General features: G+C 40.3%; 20 protein-coding genes. 17 read left to right on the forward strand and 3 right to left on the reverse strand.

Going from position 1 to position 19252, the window contains the following annotated elements:
- The 6 genes from ACT8YW_RS15670 to ACT8YW_RS15695 all read left to right on the forward strand — a co-directional run.
- Positions 1-1669, forward strand: a 1669-nt coding sequence (locus ACT8YW_RS15670; protein ID WP_444106016.1) for a hypothetical protein, incomplete at its 5' end; no start/stop codon positions are given.
- On the forward strand, positions 1669-2214 hold the full coding sequence (locus ACT8YW_RS15675; RefSeq protein WP_217290678.1) for a putative colanic acid biosynthesis acetyltransferase: 546 nt from the start codon (positions 1669-1671) through the stop codon (positions 2212-2214). The genes ACT8YW_RS15670 and ACT8YW_RS15675, both read left to right, overlap by 1 nt.
- Positions 2211-3230 (forward strand): acyltransferase, encoded by a 1020-nt coding sequence (locus ACT8YW_RS15680; RefSeq protein WP_444106018.1) that lies wholly within the window; start codon positions 2211-2213, stop codon positions 3228-3230. The genes ACT8YW_RS15675 and ACT8YW_RS15680 overlap by 4 nt, the downstream gene beginning before the upstream one ends.
- Positions 3227-4126 carry a glycosyltransferase family 2 protein gene (locus ACT8YW_RS15685; RefSeq protein WP_217290680.1) on the forward strand — a complete coding sequence of 300 codons (900 nt, stop codon included), beginning with the start codon at positions 3227-3229 and terminating at the stop codon, positions 4124-4126. Before ACT8YW_RS15680 ends, ACT8YW_RS15685 begins: the two co-directional genes overlap by 4 nt.
- A 42-nt stretch (positions 4127-4168) precedes the next feature.
- Positions 4169-4924, forward strand: coding sequence for a glycosyltransferase family 2 protein (locus ACT8YW_RS15690; RefSeq protein WP_055235439.1), 756 nt, complete (start codon positions 4169-4171; stop codon positions 4922-4924).
- Between the two features lie 610 nt (positions 4925-5534).
- On the forward strand, positions 5535-7088 hold the full coding sequence (locus ACT8YW_RS15695) for an ATP-binding protein (RefSeq protein WP_004313231.1): 1554 nt from the start codon (positions 5535-5537) through the stop codon (positions 7086-7088).
- Between the two features lie 6 nt (positions 7089-7094).
- On the opposite strand, the gene ACT8YW_RS15700 is transcribed toward ACT8YW_RS15695, so the two are convergent.
- From ACT8YW_RS15700 to ACT8YW_RS15710, 3 genes are read right to left on the reverse strand one after another with little or no spacing between them, the layout of a single operon-like run.
- Entirely contained in the window at positions 7095-7352 is a 258-nt protein-coding gene (locus ACT8YW_RS15700; RefSeq protein ID WP_087322496.1) for a hypothetical protein, read from the reverse strand.
- 3 nt (positions 7353-7355) lie between these two features.
- Entirely contained in the window at positions 7356-7718 is a 363-nt protein-coding gene (locus ACT8YW_RS15705; protein ID WP_004297511.1) for a phage holin family protein, read from the reverse strand.
- 32 nt (positions 7719-7750) lie between these two features.
- Complete coding sequence (locus ACT8YW_RS15710; protein WP_004297513.1) at positions 7751-7960, reverse strand: YtxH domain-containing protein; 210 nt, start codon at positions 7958-7960, stop codon at positions 7751-7753.
- A 200-nt stretch (positions 7961-8160) separates the two neighbouring features.
- On the opposite strand from ACT8YW_RS15710, the gene ACT8YW_RS15715 reads away from it, so the two are divergent.
- The 11 genes from ACT8YW_RS15715 to ruvX form a co-directional block, all read left to right on the forward strand.
- The gene (locus ACT8YW_RS15715) at positions 8161-8931 is read left to right on the forward strand and encodes an SDR family oxidoreductase (RefSeq protein WP_004313234.1); all 771 of its coding nucleotides are present in this window, start codon (positions 8161-8163) and stop codon (positions 8929-8931) included.
- Positions 8932-9046: 115 nt separating this feature from the next.
- Positions 9047-9541 (forward strand): SPOR domain-containing protein, encoded by a 495-nt coding sequence (locus ACT8YW_RS15720; RefSeq protein WP_004313235.1) that lies wholly within the window; start codon positions 9047-9049, stop codon positions 9539-9541.
- A gap of 251 nt (positions 9542-9792) precedes the next feature.
- Positions 9793-10617, forward strand: coding sequence for a 3'(2'),5'-bisphosphate nucleotidase CysQ (cysQ, locus tag ACT8YW_RS15725; RefSeq protein WP_444106023.1), 825 nt, complete (start codon positions 9793-9795; stop codon positions 10615-10617).
- A gap of 11 nt (positions 10618-10628) precedes the next feature.
- A complete protein-coding gene (locus ACT8YW_RS15730) occupies positions 10629-12182 on the forward strand; it encodes an SLC13 family permease (RefSeq protein ID WP_444106025.1) in 1554 nt (517 codons plus the stop codon).
- A 12-nt stretch (positions 12183-12194) separates the two neighbouring features.
- The gene (gene cysC / locus ACT8YW_RS15735; RefSeq protein WP_444106027.1) at positions 12195-12803 is read left to right on the forward strand and encodes an adenylyl-sulfate kinase; all 609 of its coding nucleotides are present in this window, start codon (positions 12195-12197) and stop codon (positions 12801-12803) included.
- 7 nt (positions 12804-12810) lie between these two features.
- The gene (cysD, locus tag ACT8YW_RS15740) at positions 12811-13719 is read left to right on the forward strand and encodes a sulfate adenylyltransferase subunit CysD (protein ID WP_004297523.1); all 909 of its coding nucleotides are present in this window, start codon (positions 12811-12813) and stop codon (positions 13717-13719) included.
- A gap of 12 nt (positions 13720-13731) precedes the next feature.
- The gene (gene cysN / locus ACT8YW_RS15745) at positions 13732-15192 is read left to right on the forward strand and encodes a sulfate adenylyltransferase subunit CysN (protein WP_444106028.1); all 1461 of its coding nucleotides are present in this window, start codon (positions 13732-13734) and stop codon (positions 15190-15192) included.
- 82 nt (positions 15193-15274) lie between these two features.
- The gene (locus ACT8YW_RS15750) at positions 15275-16381 is read left to right on the forward strand and encodes a sulfotransferase family protein (protein ID WP_444106030.1); all 1107 of its coding nucleotides are present in this window, start codon (positions 15275-15277) and stop codon (positions 16379-16381) included.
- A gap of 25 nt (positions 16382-16406) precedes the next feature.
- Positions 16407-17375 carry a PCMD domain-containing protein gene (locus ACT8YW_RS15755; RefSeq protein ID WP_444106032.1) on the forward strand — a complete coding sequence of 323 codons (969 nt, stop codon included), beginning with the start codon at positions 16407-16409 and terminating at the stop codon, positions 17373-17375.
- Between the two features lie 316 nt (positions 17376-17691).
- Positions 17692-18831 (forward strand): OmpA family protein, encoded by a 1140-nt coding sequence (locus ACT8YW_RS15760; protein WP_004313243.1) that lies wholly within the window; start codon positions 17692-17694, stop codon positions 18829-18831.
- Between the two features lie 74 nt (positions 18832-18905).
- The coding region (gene ruvX, locus ACT8YW_RS15765) for a Holliday junction resolvase RuvX (RefSeq protein ID WP_444106034.1) at positions 18906-19252 on the forward strand (347 nt) is incomplete at its 3' end.

Here is a 19252-nt window from a genome sequence, read left to right on the forward strand (position 1 = left end):
ACCTCTTATTTGTCGAGAGAAAATTCATGAAGCATTACTTCGTATCATTCAAACTGATAAGAAAGAATCAGTTTATCTTTTATTGAATAAAGATAAGGAAGAGGGTACAAAATACAATTTTGTAACTCGGCAATGGAATGTCAAACCTATTTGCTTGCCTTATTTTTTCTTAATGATAATTGCTAAAGGCTTGAAATCTATAGGAATAGCAAAACAACATCACTATTTAAAGGTTGTTGGGTTATTTAAACGAACTTGGTTTAATTCTGCTAAAACAGAGCAGGTTTTAAACCTTGATTTGGGCAAAAGGAAGATAGCGGTAATTGGCGCAGGTACCTATGGTAGTTATACGTCAGACTTACTAGCCAGCGTTTATCCGCATGAGGATATTACTCTCATTGACGTTGGAGATTCACACTTAAAGACCGAATCAGAGATGGGTTATATTTCACATGTCGTGAATGCGCCTTACGAAGGTTTGCAAAAAGCACGTTTCTTTGGCTATGGAGGAGCTTCTGCTAAATGGGGCGGTCAATTGCTGACTTTTACAGAAAATGATTTTGCTAATCCAACAGAGTTCATGAAAGGAATAGTAGCTCTTGATATAAAATACAAAGATCGGGTTTTGGCAAAATTTGGTTTGGAAAATAAAATCCCGGAGGTTAGATTAGAACATAACCTGTTCACCAAGACAGGAATATGGTTGAGCTATTTTCATCGAAATCTTTTTACGCATTTTAGGATTGCAAAGAATAAGAAGATTAAACTATTAAGTAATTCTCGTGTAATTAAATTCCTGAATGAAGGAAAACTGATTACCGGAATTGAATTAATTCAGCATGGACAACACAAGACGCTTTCTTTTGATCAGTACTTTTTAACGTCAGGAGCATTTGAAAGTAGTCGTCTTCTAGTAGAATCTGGATTGTCAAAAGAAAAAGGAACAATGACTTTTTCCGATCATCTTTCTCAACGTGCTTTTAAGGTGAAGAGCGGTCCTCAAATGGGAGACCAAGATTTTACTTTCCATGTTCAAGGTGCTTCTTTGGTTACAAAACGATTTGTTGGTGAAGTTGATGGCTACTCTTTTTATTCTCAGCCCATCTGTAATGAGGACTTCCCATTCTTTAGAGATTTAAAGAAACTATTGTTTGGGCATAAGTTTCGTGCCGGATTGTTGATGAACATTATTAAGAATATTCCTTCTTGTGTTGCTTTTGCATGGAACATGATAATTCTTAAAAGAATGTATATCTACAAGAATGAGTTTTATCTCCAAATAGATATAGAGGCTCCACGAGAATCAGGTAAGATGAGTATGAACAATGAAAAAGATGCATTTGGTGAACGTAGTGTCGATGTTGACTTGACTATCATGCCTAAAACTGGAGAGTTGTTTACCAAAGCACGAGCTTGTGTGAAGTCTTACTTGGATAAAAATGGAGTTGTTTATGAAGAACTGCCTTTTAGTACTTCTGCAGAAAAATATGAAGATGTATATCATCCTTTTGGAATGTTCTGTGATTTTAATAGTGTAGAGGATTATTTTCAACGCTTTGAAAATATGTTGGTGGTAAACACAGGAGTACTTCCTCGTGCCGGCGGTATAAACTCAACTTGCGCGGTTTTACCTTTAGTGGAAGAATATGTAAATAATGTAATGGAATAATGGGCTTTCAATCATCAAATATTGGAAAGGTATCTTTAACCAATAAAATGCTGCGGACTCTTTGGTATATTGTAAGATTCCTTCTATTCCGTCCATTTGGAACTAAATTATTTTTGCCTTGGCGATTGTTCTTATTAAAGCTGTTTGGGGCAAAAGTGCATTGGGATTCGGGGGTATATAGCAGTACTGTTATCTGGGCACCTTGGAATTTAAGACTTGGGCATAATGCTTGGTTGGGACCCCATGTGATTTGCTACAATCAAGCTCTGGTTACATTAGAAGATGATGTGACGGTTTCTCAATACAGCTATTTATGTACTGCGGGCCATGAACTCTCTTGTAGAAACAGCAACCAAGGAGGACTGATTGTTGCTCCCATAACTTTGCATAAAGCCTCATGGATTGGGACTCGCGCATTCATTAGTATGGGAGTTGAGATCGGTGAAAATGCAGTAGTTGGAGCAACAGCCTCCGTCTATAAAGATGTTGGTCCCGATATGGTAGTTGGTGGTAATCCTGCAAAAATTATAAAAAGGAGATTATGAGCAAGGAAAAAATTGTTGGCGTGGAGTTTATTAGACTCTGTGCCACCATAGGAGTAATCATGAATCATGTAGGTGTTTGTTGGATTTCTGCATATGGAGATACTGCGAATGCTAACGGGTTGGTATTGTTTAAAACAATTAATGGTTTGGCTTTTTGGCCTGTGCCGCTCTTTATGATGATCACAGGATTCCTGCTCCTTTCGAGACAACCTATTGATTATAACAAAGCATTTTGTTATTTCAAACGAATTGCTATACTCTTGGCTTTATTCGGAACATTATTTGCATCTATGGAATTGTTCTTTAAAACCAAATCGTTGACTTTAGATTTGTTTGTTAACTCGTTTGTTGATATGATTCAAGGAAAAACTTGGAATCATCTTTGGTATTTGTATATGTTGTTAGGAATATATTTAATACTTCCAATATTTAGTTGGAAAAATACCTCTCCCCATCCCAAGCAGTTGTTGATTTTACTCCTGATAATATTCTTTTTCATATCCATACTGCCATGTGTAAAACAAGATATTGGTATCGTCTTTCCACTTTCATTAGTTTATGTTGGCTATTTACTACTTGGCTATTTTTTATCAATAGAAGAAGTGAAAGATTGGTGTTCTTGTTATTTGAAAGATGAATATTGCGTTTTTATAATATTATTTCTATTTGCCCTGGTTGTAATAGAATACGTATTTGATATACAATTTCGCTTTTCTGGCTACACATCGCCATTCACTGTAATGCAGGTTACCTTGATGTTCATAATGGCGATGAGACAGAGAAAATTGATTGATAAAATTTGTTGTAATCCTCTTGTGAAAAATTTTAATAGATGCTCATTGGGTATCTATATAATTCATATGGTTTGGATTAATTTGATTATTAAAGTGTTACATGTTAATATCATGGGGCTTAATATTCTTATGATATTGATGGTATCGCTAGCTATTGTAATACTTTCTTGGATGTCAGTAAATGTTTTGATCAGAGTTCCCATTTTAAAGAAATATTTATGAAACAATCGATTGCAGCTGTCATTCTGACCAAGAATGAAGAAAAGCATATTGTTCGCTGTTTGAAATCGTTAAAAGGAATTTGTGATGACATAGTTGTCGTAGATTGTTTTAGTGACGACAGAACGACGGAACTAGCTAAAGAACATGGTGCAAGGGTAATCCAGCATGAGTGGAAAAATTACGCCACACAGTTTAATTACGGTGTTTATGAATGTGGTATTACTGCAGATTGGATATGGCGAATAGATGCAGATGAGTTCCTAGAAGGTGAACTTGGCACAGCTGTAAAAGAAGCCGTTAGTAAATGCTCCGACCAAGTCAATGGTGTTTATGTGCGTAAACGCATTGACTTTATGGGCCATCCATTGCTCCATGGTGGCTGGTATCCTAGCTATCATTTGAAAATCTTTCGTAGAGGGCATGGAGAGTGCGAAAACAGATGGATGGATGAACACATTCGTCTAACTGATGGAACATCCATTACCGTAAATATGGGCAATCAAGTGGATGCTAATCTTAATAATTTGACATGGTGGACAGATAAACATAACGGATATGCAACTCGTGAAATGGCTGATATGCTGATGACAGAGTATGCCATGGATGCCAAAGCGCAGGAAGTAGTACCTAAATTTTTCGGAACGGAGGAACAACGCAAACGTTGGCTAAAAATAAAATACATTAAGTCACCTCTCTTCATACGACCTTTTGTTAACTTTACTATCCGTTATATTTTGAAAGGCGGGTTTCTTGATGGAAAAGAAGGTTTCATTTGGCACATCTTACAAGGTTTTTGGTACAGAATGCTGGTAGATGCAAAGGTGTATGAACTGAAGAAGCAATGTGGGTGGAATGAAGAAATGATAAAGACATATTTGAAAGAGAAATTCCTATGATCTTTTAATATGTGTAAGGTCTTTGATGTATAATAAAATTTTATGAAAGTATCTATAATAACGTCGTGCTTTAATCGTGCGGCGACGATTCGTGGTGCCATAGAGAGTGTTTTGGCGCAGGATTATAATAACATAGAGTTTATTGTTGTAGATGGGGCGAGTACGGATGGTTCGTTAGAGATTATTAGGGAATATGAAGATCGTATATCAACTATTATCTCGGAGCCCGATCATGGAATGTATGAAGCTATCAATAAGGGAATTCGTGTGGCTACAGGTGATGTGATTGGATTACTACATTCGGATGATTTTTTCTATGATAATGGGGTCATAAGCCGCATTGTGGAACACATGAAGACTACTCGAGCAGATTTTCTGTATGGTGATGGACTTTTTGTGAATCCTGATAATACAGATAAGGTAGTACGTAACTGGATTGGCGGTGATTATCGTTTATGGAAGGTACGTCATGGCTGGCTTCCATTACATCCTACTTGTTATATTCGCCGCGAGGTAATGATGAGACTAGGTCTTTATAACGAAAGTTATAAGATTGCTGCGGATAGTGAACTGTTGGTACGTTATCTGATGACGGGCGGACTTTCTGTTACTTATTTGAAAGAGTATGTTGTACGTATGCGTATGGGAGGGCTTTCTACTGATAGTGCTAAGCGTAAGAAAATGTGGGGAGAAGACATTAGAGTGTATTCCTCTCACGGTCTATGGCCTACTCTGACTAAATTAGAGAAGATGGCATGGAAAGTACCACAGTTTGTGTTGGCATTATTGAAAGGATAATGGCAATTAAATGAGATTGGTTGTTGATTTGTGCAGAGCAACTAGCTATTTTTTTAAAATACCTTGGAGATTATTAGCATATAATAATAACGATACATGTAGGTCCCTAACTTCATGCTACACACATGAATCCCCTACATTTTGCAGGTTGGGAAAAATACAGCGGTATATTCCTGATCTGTCCCCCTCATATTAGCAAAATGCTGATATGTATTCTAAATATATCAACTGTCTGTGAAGATCGTTGATATATTACTTTTAGAGGGTATGATGTTTGATACTTTATTTCTATTTAAAATTTATAGAAATAAATCCTTTCACCTTTCCTTATATATAAGATAATATGATTGTGCGACCAATGTTTAGTTACTCCATTAAGTAAATTATATTATTCAGTTCAAGGAGAAGATATTATTATATTATCACTTGAAGATGCTCGAATAAATCGCAAGAATATAAGATTCTAATTGAAATACGCTTGCAACTTCTGTTCCTGAATATAGCTCATCTAAAAGTTTTTTCTATCATAGAATTAAAATCACTGCTAGCTTTGTGTTATAGAATGAAAGCTGTATATTTGTATGCACCATAATTAAAAGGTTGTACATGTATGAGCAATAAAATATATCCTATTGGTATCCAGAACTTCGAGAAAATCCGTCAAGACGGTTATTTCTATGTTGATAAAACGGCCTTGATGTATCAAATGGTAAAGACCGGGAGTTATTACTTTTTGAGTCGTCCGCGACGTTTTGGAAAGAGTCTGCTGATCTCTACTTTGGAAGCATATTTTCAAGGGAAGAAGGAACTGTTTACGGGACTGATGGTGGAGAAGCTCGAAAAAGATTGGATAGAACATCCAATTTTGCATCTTGACCTTAATATCGAGAAGTATGATGCTTTGGAGAGTCTGGATAATATTCTAGATAAATCGTTGACCGCTTGGGAAAAACTTTATGGTGCCGAACCATCGGAACGTTCGTTCTCCCTACGCTTTGCCGGTATTATAGAGCGTGCTTGCCAGAAGACCGGACAACGGGTAGTTATTCTGGTGGATGAATATGACAAGCCGATGCTGCAGGCCATTGGCAATGAGGACTTACAGAAGCAATTCCGGGATACGTTGAAGCCTTTCTACGGAGCTTTGAAGACGATGGACGGCTGCATCAAGTTTGCGTTGCTGACCGGGGTGACAAAATTTGGCAAGGTGAGCGTGTTCAGCGACTTGAATAACTTGAAGGATATTTCAATGGATGAACGCTTTGTGGATATTTGCGGCATCACGGAGAAAGAAATACATGACAACCTGGAGGAGGAATTGCATCAGTTGGCAGAAAAGCAGAAGATGAGTTATGAGCAGGTGTGCGCAGAATTGAAAGAATGTTATGATGGTTACCACTTTATGGAACATACCATCGGGATCTATAACCCTTTCAGTCTGTTGAACACGTTTGATAAGATGAAGTTCGGCAGCTACTGGTTTGAGACGGGGACACCCACTTATCTGGTGAACTTGTTGAAGAAGCATCACTATGATTTGGAACGGATGGCTCATGAGGAAACAGACGAACAGGTGTTGAACAGTATCGACTCGGAATCTAGTAATCCCATTCCAGTGATTTATCAGAGCGGATATCTTACCATTAAGGGGTATGACGAAGAGTTTGGCATATACCGTTTAGGTTTTCCGAATCGTGAAGTGGAAGAGGGGTTTGTCCGTTTCTTACTTCCTTATTATGCGAACGTAAATAAGGTGGAGTCTCCTTTTGAAATTCAGAAGTTTGTCCGTGAAGTACGTTCCGGTGACTATAACTCTTTCTTCCGACGGCTGCAAAGTTTCTTTGCGGACACTGGTTATGACGTGATTCGCGAGCAGGAGTTACATTACGAAAATGTGCTTTTTATCGTTTTCAAGCTCGTGGGCTTTTATACTAAAGTGGAATATCATACAAGCGAAGGGCGTATCGACCTTGTGTTGCAAACGGATAAATTTATATATGTCATGGAATTTAAACTGAATGGTACGGCAGAAGAAGCCCTGAAACAGATTAATGAGAAACATTATTCACTTCCTTTTGAAGCGGATAATCGTAAGCTTTTTAAAGTGGGTGTGAACTTTAGTTCGCAAACAAGAAATATAGAAAAATGGATAGTGGAAGAGTAGTTCCTTTTATTTCAAATTCCTAAAATACGCCCGTATCTTCCGCATAATCTTGATTCCCATCACTACGCCATCGAATACAGCCATACCGGTATTGAACGAACGCATGAGTGCATCCGCCTTGTTGGTTGCCGGAGCAAGTGGGGCGAATATTTCGCGTGTAGTAGCTGTCATGGCCTTTTTTTGAGCATGGATCTCATTTAAAAGCTTCTTTTTACGTTCGGCAATCTCTTCTAATGTAAATTTCTGCGGGGTCTGCGCATTCATAATTTATTTATTTGAATCAGTTAAAAATAAATTAGCGAGGAAGTTCACCATCGGAGAAATGATGAGCTGCTTGCGGAAAATAATAACCAGGGCGATGAGAACAACATTGATGCCTGCAATGATGGCGAAACTCGACATCAGACCGCCCACTAAAGGCTCCAATATATAAGCAAGAGCAAAAAGCAGATAAAACAGAGCCACCATGCCAAGGATAATAAGTACTAATATCATAATTAACGTGGAAAAAAGTATGGTTAACTTCTCCGTCAATTCTAATTTGGTATATTCTTTTTGAAGCTCCAGATATTTCTTGAACTCGAAAAACAACTGCTGAAAATTCTCAATACTTTTATCGTCTGCAAACATGGTCGCTCTGTTTTTAGTCTTTGATTACTCACTTATTCTGCAATTTCTCCTTTCATCTCCGCAGCAATCTCATCAACGAGAGTTTCCATTTCGCTGCGATTCAGCTTGATTCCCTTTTTACGAAGAATCTCTGCGATTTTGTGACGGGTGTCTTCTCCTTTTTCAGGAGCAAATAAAATACCAAGGGCTGCGCCTACGGCTGCACCACCCAGAAAAGCTGCTAAAACATTCAATCCTTTCATAATGTATAATGTTTAAAATGATTATGATACAACAAATATAACATTTTTATGGAAAGGTTGTTCGTGAAAACTGAAATTTTTTGCTACGTTTTATAATTCTTTTTTTCTTTTATGGTTTAATCTTATTTAACTGACTTTCGTAGCTAACCTTTGAAGGTTAAGGCGTACTTTTGTTTTCGAATATTGTAAATCAAAACATAATGGAAGCTAAGATTGTTTTTATAACCGGTGCCAGTAGCGGAATTGGCGAAGGTTGTGCCCGTAAATTTGCGAAGGAGGGATGGAATCTGATTCTGAATGCCCGTACCGTTTCGAAACTGGAAGAACTGAAAGCTGAACTGGAAGCGACGCATGGTGTACGGGTCTATATATTGCCCTTTGATGTGCGCGACCGGAAGCTGGCTGCCGCCTCTTTAGAATCATTGCCCGAAGAATGGAAGGCGATTGATGTGTTGGTGAACAACGCCGGACTGGTGATCGGTGTGGATAAGGAATTCGAGGGTAACCTGGATGAATGGGATATCATGATCGATACGAATATAAGAGGACTGCTGGCAATGACGCGTTTGGTGGTTCCCGGTATGGTAGAACGCGGGCGCGGACATATTATTAATATCGGATCTATTGCCGGTGATGCCGCTTATCCGGGTGGGAGTGTGTATTGCGCAACAAAAGCTGCCGTGAAGGCTCTTTCGGACGGACTCCGGATCGATTTGGTGGATACTCCGTTGAGAGTGACGAACATCAAACCGGGAATGGTGGAGACAAACTTTACAGTGGTGCGTTATCGGGGAGATAAGGAAGCTGCCGATAATTTTTATAAAGGGATTCGTCCGTTGACGGGAGATGACATTGCGGAAACGGTTTATTTTGCCGCGTCGGCTCCTGCGCATATTCAGATTGCGGAGGTGCTTTTGATGCCTACTTATCAGGCAACGGGTACTATTTCGTATAAGAAAAAGCCGGAATAGATGTTTTTTTGACGGATTTCTTTGCCGGATGATAAAATTTCTATTATTTTGTTGCCCGAAACTAAATGTAATAGACGAAAATATTGAATTATTAATTAAAACAGAGTATAGGATTATGAAAAAATTAGTCGTATTAGGAATGGGAGTATGCTTGGTGCTAGCATTTGCATCTTGTAAATCCAGCGAAAGTGCCTATAAGAAAGCTTACGAAAAAGCGAAACAGCAAGAATTGGCAGAACCGCAGGTGGAAGCTCCGGTAGAAGTAACTCCGGTGGTTGCAGCTCCTGTGACAACTACTAAAGTGGCAGATACATCCGGCGTTCGTCAGGAAAAGGTTACAGTGGTTTCCGGCAACGAAGGGTTGAAAGATTATAGCATCGTAGCAGGTAGCTTTGGTGTGAAAGCGAATGCTGAAGGCCTGAAAGATTGGTTGGATGGACAAGGATATCACTCTACGATTGCATTTAATGCTGACAAGGCAATGTATCGCGTTATCGTGAATTCATTTGCTGATAAGGCTGCTGCTGCTGAAGCTCGCGACGCATTCAAGGCTAAATATCCGAACCGTTCGGATTTCCAGGGTGCTTGGTTGCTGTATCGCGTATATTGATTTCTTTTTGGTAATATATATTGGAAAGAACGAACGTTTTTTTCCGAATAAGAAGGCGGTAACTGGGAAGTTACTGCTTTTTTATTGAAAATGAGTGACTTCTTCGTTTAGATATTTTTATCTTTCTACTAAAAGAAGTTATAAATGATAGGAGGGAAACTTTTATAGCAAAGAAAGTTTTTACTTTTGTCAATTCTTAATTTGGAGAATGTATTGCCTGAATGTGAATAGGGCATTAATTTAGAGATTGAATGGAACAAAAATATGTAATGGCTGCTATCGACGCGGCTTTAAAAGCAGGTGAAAAGATTCTTTCTATTTATAATGATCCGGCATCGGACTTTGAAATAGAGAGGAAGGCCGATAACTCTCCGCTAACTATAGCAGACAGAAAAGCGCATGAAGCAATTGTGGCTATTCTGAATGAGACTCCTTTTCCTGTTCTTAGTGAAGAAGGGAAGCATTTAGGGTATGAGACTCGACGTGAATGGGATACTTTATGGATTGTAGATCCGCTGGATGGAACGAAGGAGTTTATCAAGCGTAATGGAGAATTTACGGTAAATATCGCTTTGGTGCAGAACTCTGTGCCTGTGTTCGGTGTTATTTATGTGCCTGTGAAAAAAGAACTTTATTTCGGGATTGAAGGTGCAGGGGCTTATAAATGTTCCGGTATTGTCAGTTTGGAAGGTGACGGCGTGGCATTGGAAGAACTGATTGGGAAATCGGAACGGATACCTTTGAAGGAAGTGCGCGATCATTTGATTGTGGTTGCTTCACGTTCGCACCTGTCGCCTGAAACAGAATCATATATTGCAGATTTAAAGAAGAAACACGGCAGTGTGGAGTTGATTTCGAGTGGAAGTTCTATTAAAATCTGTCTGGTTGCTGAAGGAAAGGCTGATGTATATCCGCGTTTTGCTCCGACAATGGAGTGGGATACGGCTGCAGGGCATGCGATAGCCCGTGCCGCAGGGATGGAAGTATATCAGGCTGGAAAGGAAGAACCTCTACGATATAACAAGGAGGATTTATTGAATCCGTGGTTTGTTGTTGAGCCAAAAAGAGAACACTAAATAATGTTTATATGACATTTGAAATCGTATTTGTACTATTATCCCTATTAGGAATGGTAGCGGCTTTGGTAGCAGACAAGATGCGTCCGGGCATGATACTTTTTTCGGTAGTGGTTTTGTTTCTGTGTGCTGGCATTCTGACTCCTAAGGAGATGCTGGAAGGGTTTAGTAATAAAGGGATGATTACCGTTGCTCTGCTGTTTTTGGTGAGTGAAGGTATTCGTCAGTCGGGTACACTGGGACAAGTGATTAAGAAGTTGCTTCCGCAGGGAAAGACAACGGTGTTTAAAGCACAGTTGCGTATCTTGCCTTCGGTGGCATTTATTTCTGCCTTTCTGAATAATACGCCTGTCGTGGTTATTTTTGCTCCGATTATCAAGCATTGGGCTAAATCGGTGAATCTCCCGGCTACGAAGTTCCTGATTCCTCTTTCTTATGTGACTATTTTGGGAGGTATCTGTACGTTGATCGGTACTTCTACTAACCTGGTGGTGCATGGAATGATATTGGAAGCCGGATTTGAAGGCTTCTCCATGTTCGAACTCGGAAAGGTGGGAATATTCATCGCTATTGCCGGAATTATTTATATATTTCTTTTTTCCAAGCGTCTTTTGCCGGATGCACGTCCGGACACAGCTGTGCCGGATGAAGAAGTAGAAGAGGGGGAGAAGTTGCATCGGGTAGAGGCTGTTTTGGGTGCCCGTTTTCCTGGTATCAATAAAAAACTGAAGGATTTTAATTTCCAACGTCATTACGGTGCAGAGGTAAAAGAGATTAAAACACGTAACGGACAACGTTTTGTGTCGAATCTGGAGGATGTGGTACTTCACGAAGGAGATACGCTGGTAGTGATGGCTGATGATACATTTATTCCGACATGGGGTGAATCTTCTGTGTTTGTCTTGTTGACGAACGGAAATGAACCGGATACTACCGGAAAGAAAAAGCGGTGGTTTGCTTTGTTATTGTTGGTTCTGATGATTGTCGGCGCAACGGTAGGTGAACTTCCGGTAACAAAGGAGATGTTTCCGGATATCAAGTTGGATATGTTTTTCTTTGTGTCTATCACTACTATTATTATGGCATGGACAAATCTGTTCCCTGCTCGTAAATACACTAAATATATTTCGTGGGATATATTGATTACGATTGCCTGTGCGTTTGCTATCAGTAAGGCAATGGTGAACTCCGGTGTGGCGGATAGCGTTGCGAAGTTTATTATCGGATTGAGTGATGATTATGGTCCGCACGTATTGCTCGCCATGGTATTTATTATCACGAATTTGTTTACGGAATTGATTACTAATAATGCAGCAGCGGCTTTGGCGTTTCCTTTGGCATTGTCAATCTCTGCCCAATTAGGAGTGAGCCCTACGCCTTTCTTTGTGGTGATTTGTATGGCTGCATCTGCCAGCTTCTCGACACCGATTGGTTATCAGACAAATTTGATTGTGCAAGGTATCGGCAACTATAAGTTTACGGATTTTGTACGTATCGGGTTGCCGCTTAATATTATCACTTTCTTAATCTCTATTATTCTGGTTCCGTTGATCTGGAACTTTTAAATAAAATTGTAAATGGAAGAAAAAAAACATATATATCCGATATTTGACCGCATGATGACGCGGCAGGACAAAGAAGAGCTTTTGGGGCAACACAGTGTGATGATCTGGTTTACCGGATTGAGTGGTTCCGGAAAGAGCACGATTGCCATCGCATTGGAACGTGAACTCCATAAGCGTGGATTGCTTTGCCGTATCTTGGATGGGGATAATATCCGTAGTGGAATTAATAATAATCTGGGATTTTCCGAAACGGACCGGGTGGAAAATATTCGTCGTATAGCTGAAGTGTCTAAGCTGTTTTTGGATAGTGGCATCATTACGATTGCTGCATTTATCAGCCCTAATAATGATATTCGCGAAATGGCTGCGAATATTATCGGTAAGGATGATTTTCTGGAAGTTTTCGTTAGCACTCCGCTGGAGGAGTGTGAGAAACGTGATGTAAAAGGTTTATATGCGAAGGCACGGAAAGGGGAGATTCAAAATTTTACAGGAATTTCCGCACCATTCGAGGTTCCGGAACATCCGGCTTTGTCACTGGATACTTCCAAATTGACTTTGGAGGAATCGGTGAACCGTTTGTTGGAGCTTGTTTTGCCAAAAGTGAAGTGTATAAAATGAAATAAATATGGAAGAATATAAATTAAGCCACTTGAAGGAGCTCGAAGCCGAGTCTATTCATATCATCCGCGAGGTGGCGGCGGAATTTGAGAATCCGGTGATGCTTTACAGTATCGGAAAGGATTCCTCGGTGATGGTACGCTTGGCTGAAAAAGCGTTTTATCCGGGTAAAGTGCCATTCCCGTTGATGCATATCGATTCGAAATGGAAGTTCAAGGAGATGATTCAGTTTCGTGATGAATATGCGAAGAAGTACGGATGGAATCTGATTGTTGAAAGTAATATGGAGGCTTTTCATGCAGGGGTAGGACCTTTTACGCATGGAAGCAAGGTGCATACGGACTTGATGAAGACGCAGGCTTTGCTTCATGCGTTGGATAAGTATAAGTTTGATGCTGCATTTGGTGGTGCCCGTCGTGACGAGGAGAAGTCACGTGCGAAGGAACGTATTTTCTCTTTCCGGGATAAGTTTCACCAATGGGACCCGAAGAATCAGCGTCCTGAATTGTGGGATATTTATAATGCCCGCGTGCATAAGGGGGAAAGTATTCGTGTATTCCCGATTAGCAACTGGACTGAATTGGATATTTGGCAGTATATTCGCTTGGAGAATATTCCGATTGTTCCGTTGTATTATGCTAAGGAGCGTCCGGTCATTAATTTGGATGGTAATATTATTATGGCGGATGATGACCGTTTGCCTGAAAAGTACCGTGACCAGATTGAAATGAAGATGGTTCGTTTTCGTACGTTGGGCTGTTGGCCTCTGACAGGGGCAGTGGAAAGTGGAGCTGCTACGATTGAAGAGATTGTGGAGGAAATGATGACTACAACGAAGAGTGAACGTACTACCCGTGTGATTGACTTTGACCAGGAGGGTAGTATGGAACAAAAGAAGCGTGAGGGATACTTTTAATTGTAACTAGTTATGGCAGATAATAAATTAGATATAAAAGCTTTTCTGGACAAGGATGAACAGAAAGACTTGTTGAGACTGTTGACTGCGGGTTCGGTAGATGATGGAAAATCAACGTTGATCGGACGCTTGTTGTTTGACAGTAAGAAACTGTATGAGGATCAGTTGGATGCACTGGAGCGTGATAGTAAACGTGTGGGAAATGCGGGCGAGCATATTGACTATGCGTTATTGCTCGATGGATTGAAGGCTGAACGTGAACAGGGTATTACGATTGACGTGGCTTATCGCTATTTCTCAACGAATGGCCGTAAGTTTATCATCGCGGATACTCCGGGACACGAACAATATACCCGTAATATGATTACCGGGGGATCTACGGCTAACTTGGCTATTATCTTGGTGGATGCCCGTACCGGAGTGATTACCCAGACTCGTCGCCACACTTTCCTGGTGTCTTTGTTGGGAATCAAACATGTGGTATTGGCTGTCAATAAGATGGACCTGGTGGATTTCTCGGAAGAGCGTTTTAACGAGATTGTGGCTGACTATAAGAAGTTTGTTGCTCCATTAGGTATTCCTGACGTCAACTGTATTCCGCTTTCTGCATTGGATGGGGATAATGTAGTGGATAAGTCTGAACGTACTCCGTGGTACAAGGGCATTTCTTTGCTCGATTTTCTTGAAACGGTTCATATTGACAATGATCATAATTTTACGGATTTCCGTTTCCCGGTTCAGTATGTGCTTCGTCCGAATCTGGATTTCAGGGGATTCTGTGGTAAAGTTGCATCAGGTGTTGTTCGCAAGGGCGATACGGTGATGGCACTTCCTTCCGGAAAAACATCTAAGGTGAAGAGCATCGTGACTTATGACGGGGAATTGGATTACGCTTTCCCACCGCAGTCTGTGACCTTGACATTGGAGGATGAGATTGACGTGTCGCGCGGCGAAATGTTGGTGCATCCTGACAATCTGCCGACGGTGGATCGTAACTTTGATGCGATGATGGTCTGGATGGATGAAGAACCGATGGATGTAAATAAGTCGTTCTTTATTAAGCAGACTACCAATTTGAGCCGTACGCGTATTGATACGATAAAGTATAAGGTGGACGTGAATACGATGGAGCATCTGTCTCTGGAGAATGGTCAGCTGACTAAAGAAACGTTGCCTTTGCAGTTGAATCAGATTGCCCGTGTGGTGCTGACTACGGCTAAGGAATTGTTCTTTGATCCTTATAAGAAGAATAAATCTTGTGGCTCATTTATCCTGATTGACCCGATCACTAATAATACTTCGGCAGTAGGTATGATTATCGACCGCGTGGAAATGAAAGATATGAGTGACACGGAGGATATTCCGGTATTGGATATGGCAAAACTGGGAATTGCTCCGGAACATTACGAAGCGGTAGAGAAAGCTGTGAAGGAACTGGAACGTCAGGGCCTTGCAGTGCGACTAATAAAATAGATTGTTCAACAATAAATTGAAAACTGAAAATGACAGCATTCTGTCGTCTTTAATTTTTAATTCTTAATTTCTAATTAATAAAGTGGGATTACTCGAATTTAATAAACTTCCGATTAATACATTGGTAGGTGCCGACTGGAAGACATTCAAGGCTATCACCGCCGGTTGTGAAATTGACGCAGCCTACAGAGGTAAATACCGATTGACGAAGGCTGTGTGCCGATTGCTTTCTCCACTGGCGTCATTACAAGACAGGCGTTACGAGAAGTTGCTGGCTAATCAGCCGCTGGAGCATGATCCGGTGTTCATTTTGGGACACTGGCGGAGTGGAACTACATTTGTACATAATGTGTTCTCTTGTGACAAGCATTTTGGGTATAACACTACTTATCAGACTGTATTTCCTCATCTGATGATGTGGGGACAGCCTTTCTTCAAAAAGAATATGAGTTGGCTGATGCCGGATAAACGTCCGACGGATAATATGGAACTGGCAGTGGATCTTCCCCAGGAAGAGGAGTTTGCTTTGTCGAACATGATGCCTTATACATATTATAATTTCTGGTTCCTGCCGAAATATCAGCAGGAGTATGCCGATAAGTATCTTTTGTTTGATGATATAACGGATGCCGAATTGAAGGTGTTTGAAGAGGTGTTCACGAAGTTGATTAAGATTTCTTTGTGGAATACCCAGGGAACTCAATTCCTTAGCAAGAATCCTCCGCATACCGGAAGGGTGAAGGAACTGGTGAAGATGTTCCCGAATGCTAAGTTTATCTACCTGATGCGTAATCCGTATACCGTATTCGAATCTACACGCAGTTTCTTTACAAATACGATTCAACCGTTGAAGTTGCAGGATGTCAGCAATGAACAATTAGAGGAAAATATCATTTCTATCTATGCAAAACTTTATCATAAGTATGAATCGGATAAGAAATTTATTCCGGAAGGTAACTTGATGGAAGTGAAATTTGAAGATTTCGAAGCGGATGCGATGGGAATGACGGAGAATATTTATCAGTCTCTTTCTATCCCCGGATTTGCCGAAGCACGTAGTGATATAGAAAAATATGTGGGCGGAAAGAAGGGATATAAGAAGAATAAGTATAAATATGACGACCGTACGATTCGTTTGGTAGAAGAGAACTGGGATTTTGCTTTGAAACAATGGGATTATAATTTATAAGAAGAAAAAGAAAGGAAAAGTATTGATGATTCAGAAAAGCGTTCATCGCCTGTTGATGACAGGTTTCGTTGCATTTATTTCTTCCTTGTCTTTGATGGCGCAACATAAAGTTGAAATGCTTCCTTTTGGGGACATGGATCAATGGGTGGACCGTCAGATAAAGGAATCGAGCATTATCGGTGGGAATACAAAGAATGTATATGCGATAGGGCCGACGACGGTAATTAAGGGAGATCAGGTTTATAAGAATATGGGCGGATCGCCTTGGGCTACTTCAAATGTGATGGCGAAAGTTGCTGGTATTACGAAAACTAATACTTCGGTATTCCCGGAGAAGCGGGGAGATGGATATTGCGCCCGTTTGGATACGCGCATGGAGAGTGTGAAAGTGTTGGGACTGGTTAATATTACGGTGTTGGCGGCTGGCTCTGTCTTTACCGGTTCGGTGCATGAGCCGATTAAGGGTACTAAAAATCCACAGAAAATGTTGCAGACCGGTATTCCGTTTACCAAAAAGCCGGTGGCTCTTCAGTTTGACTATAAAGTGAAGATGTCCGACCGGGAGAATCGTATTCGCGCTACCGGTTTCAGCAAGATTACGGATGTTCCCGGAAAAGATTATCCGGCAGCTATCCTGTTGCTGCAAAAACGTTGGGAAGATGCCAATGGAAATGTGTATGCGAAACGGATAGGGACAATGGTGACTTATTATTATCACTCTACGGACTGGAAAAATAATGTGACTTATGAGATTATGTATGGTGATATAACGAATCGTCCGGAATACAAGGCGCACATGATGCGTCTGCAAGCAACCGAAAGTTATACGGTGAACAGCAAGGGTGAAAGCGTGCCTATCCACGAAGTGGCCTGGGGAGATGAAAATGATGTTCCGACTCATATGTATATTCAATTCACATCCAGTCATGGAGGAGCTTATATCGGTTCTCCGGGAAATACATTATGGGTTGACAATGTAAAACTGGTATATTAACAAAGTATATAGACAAAGAAGAAAAATAGTCAGTGATATTATTTATCATTGACTATTTTTTTTGTTTTAATTCTTTTGTCACAAACCCTTTCAGATGCCTTCTGGAGTTATCTAAGACTTTTATCGCTCTATAAAAATCTATGAATGAATGAAAATTTACGTGTTTTTTTGTTTGTGTTATATTAAATATCTATATTTGCACTAAATTTAGAAAGAAGAATGACGTTTATTGTCTCTTAGTCAGGTGTAGAACATTTGGGTTGTGTATCTATCCTGTAAGACAATTGAAATATATTATTTACTAAAATAAATTGAGATGAAAAAGGGTTTATTGTTTATTTTATTGGCAGCAGCATCTGTATGTTTGCCTGCACAAGAAAAAGAAAATGCAGCAAAGAGTTATAGAGTGGAAACTAACCGCTTTGGTGCTAACTGGTTTATTAGTGGTGGCGTTGGCGCACAAATGTATTTTGGCGACAATGATGGTAAAGCTGATTTCGGAAAACGTCTTGCTCCGGCACTTGACATTGCTGTAGGTAAGTGGTTTACTCCAGGTATCGGATTACGCGTGGCTTACAACGGTCTTCAGGCTAAAGGTGCTACTCCTTATGCTAACGGTCCGCTTGTAGACGGAGGACAGTACTCTAATGGTTACTACAAAGAAAAATGGAATGTTGTTAACCTTCACGGAGACGTATTGTTGAACCTTACCAATATGTTCTGTGGTTATAAAGAAGATCGTCTGTACTCATTCATTCCTTATGTAGGTGCTGGATTCGTACACACAGGTAAAGGTCCGGGTTATGATGAACTGGGTATCAATGCCGGTTTGATCAACCGCTTCCGTCTGTCTTCAGCTTTGGATCTTAACGTTGAATTGCGCGGACTTTTGATGAAAGGCGCATTTGGTAACTCAGGTCCTGAAGGATTGGCTGGTCTGACTGTAGGTGTTACTTACAAGTTCAAGAAACGTGGTTGGGATGCTGTTCCTACTGTACCGATGGTTCCGGAAAGCCAGTTGAACGACATGAGAGACAGAGTAAACGCTCTGAAGGGTGAAAACGAATCTTTGAAACGTGACTTGGTTGAAGCACGTAACAAAAAACCGGAAGTGATCGTTAAGAAAGAAGCTGGTTTCATTCCACGTTACGTTGTTGTATTTAATATCGGAAAGAGCAACATCAGCAAGAGAGAGTATATGAATATCGAAGCTATGGCTAAAGGTATCAAAGCAACTGATAAAGTATTTACTGTAACAGGTTATGCTGATAAAGGTACTGGTTCTGCTGAATATAACATGAAATTGAGTAAGAAGAGAGCTGAAGCAGTTCGTGACCTGATGGTTAATGAATTCGGTGTTCCTGCTTCTCAGTTGAAAGTTGATTACAAGGGTGGCGTAGGCAACATGTTCTATGATGATGCTAAGTTAAGCCGTGTAGCTATTGTTGAAGAATAATATACATTTTAAATAATAGAATAAAAGAGACGTTTCCTTTCACAGGAAGCGTCTTTTTTGTATTTTTGTACCCCATGAGCAGAATAGTAGCAATAGATTATGGAAGAAAGCGTACTGGGATAGCTGTGAGCGATACTATGCAGTTAATCGCAAACGGATTGACAACAGTGCCTACGCATGAACTTCTGAACTTTATCGGTGAATATATGGCTAAAGAACCGGTGGAGCGGATTATTATTGGATTGCCAAAGCAGATGAATAATGAGGTTTCGGAGAATATGAAGAATATAGAACCTTTTGTTCGTTCGCTGAAGAAGCGTTATCCGGACCTTCCGGTTGAGTATGTGGACGAACGGTTCACTTCTGTTCTTGCGCATCGTACCATGTTGGAGGCCGGTCTGAAGAAAAAGGACCGCCAAAA

It is taken from the genome of Bacteroides sp., from assembly GCF_052357945.1.
Taxonomy (GTDB): Bacteria; Bacteroidota; Bacteroidia; order Bacteroidales; family Bacteroidaceae; genus Bacteroides.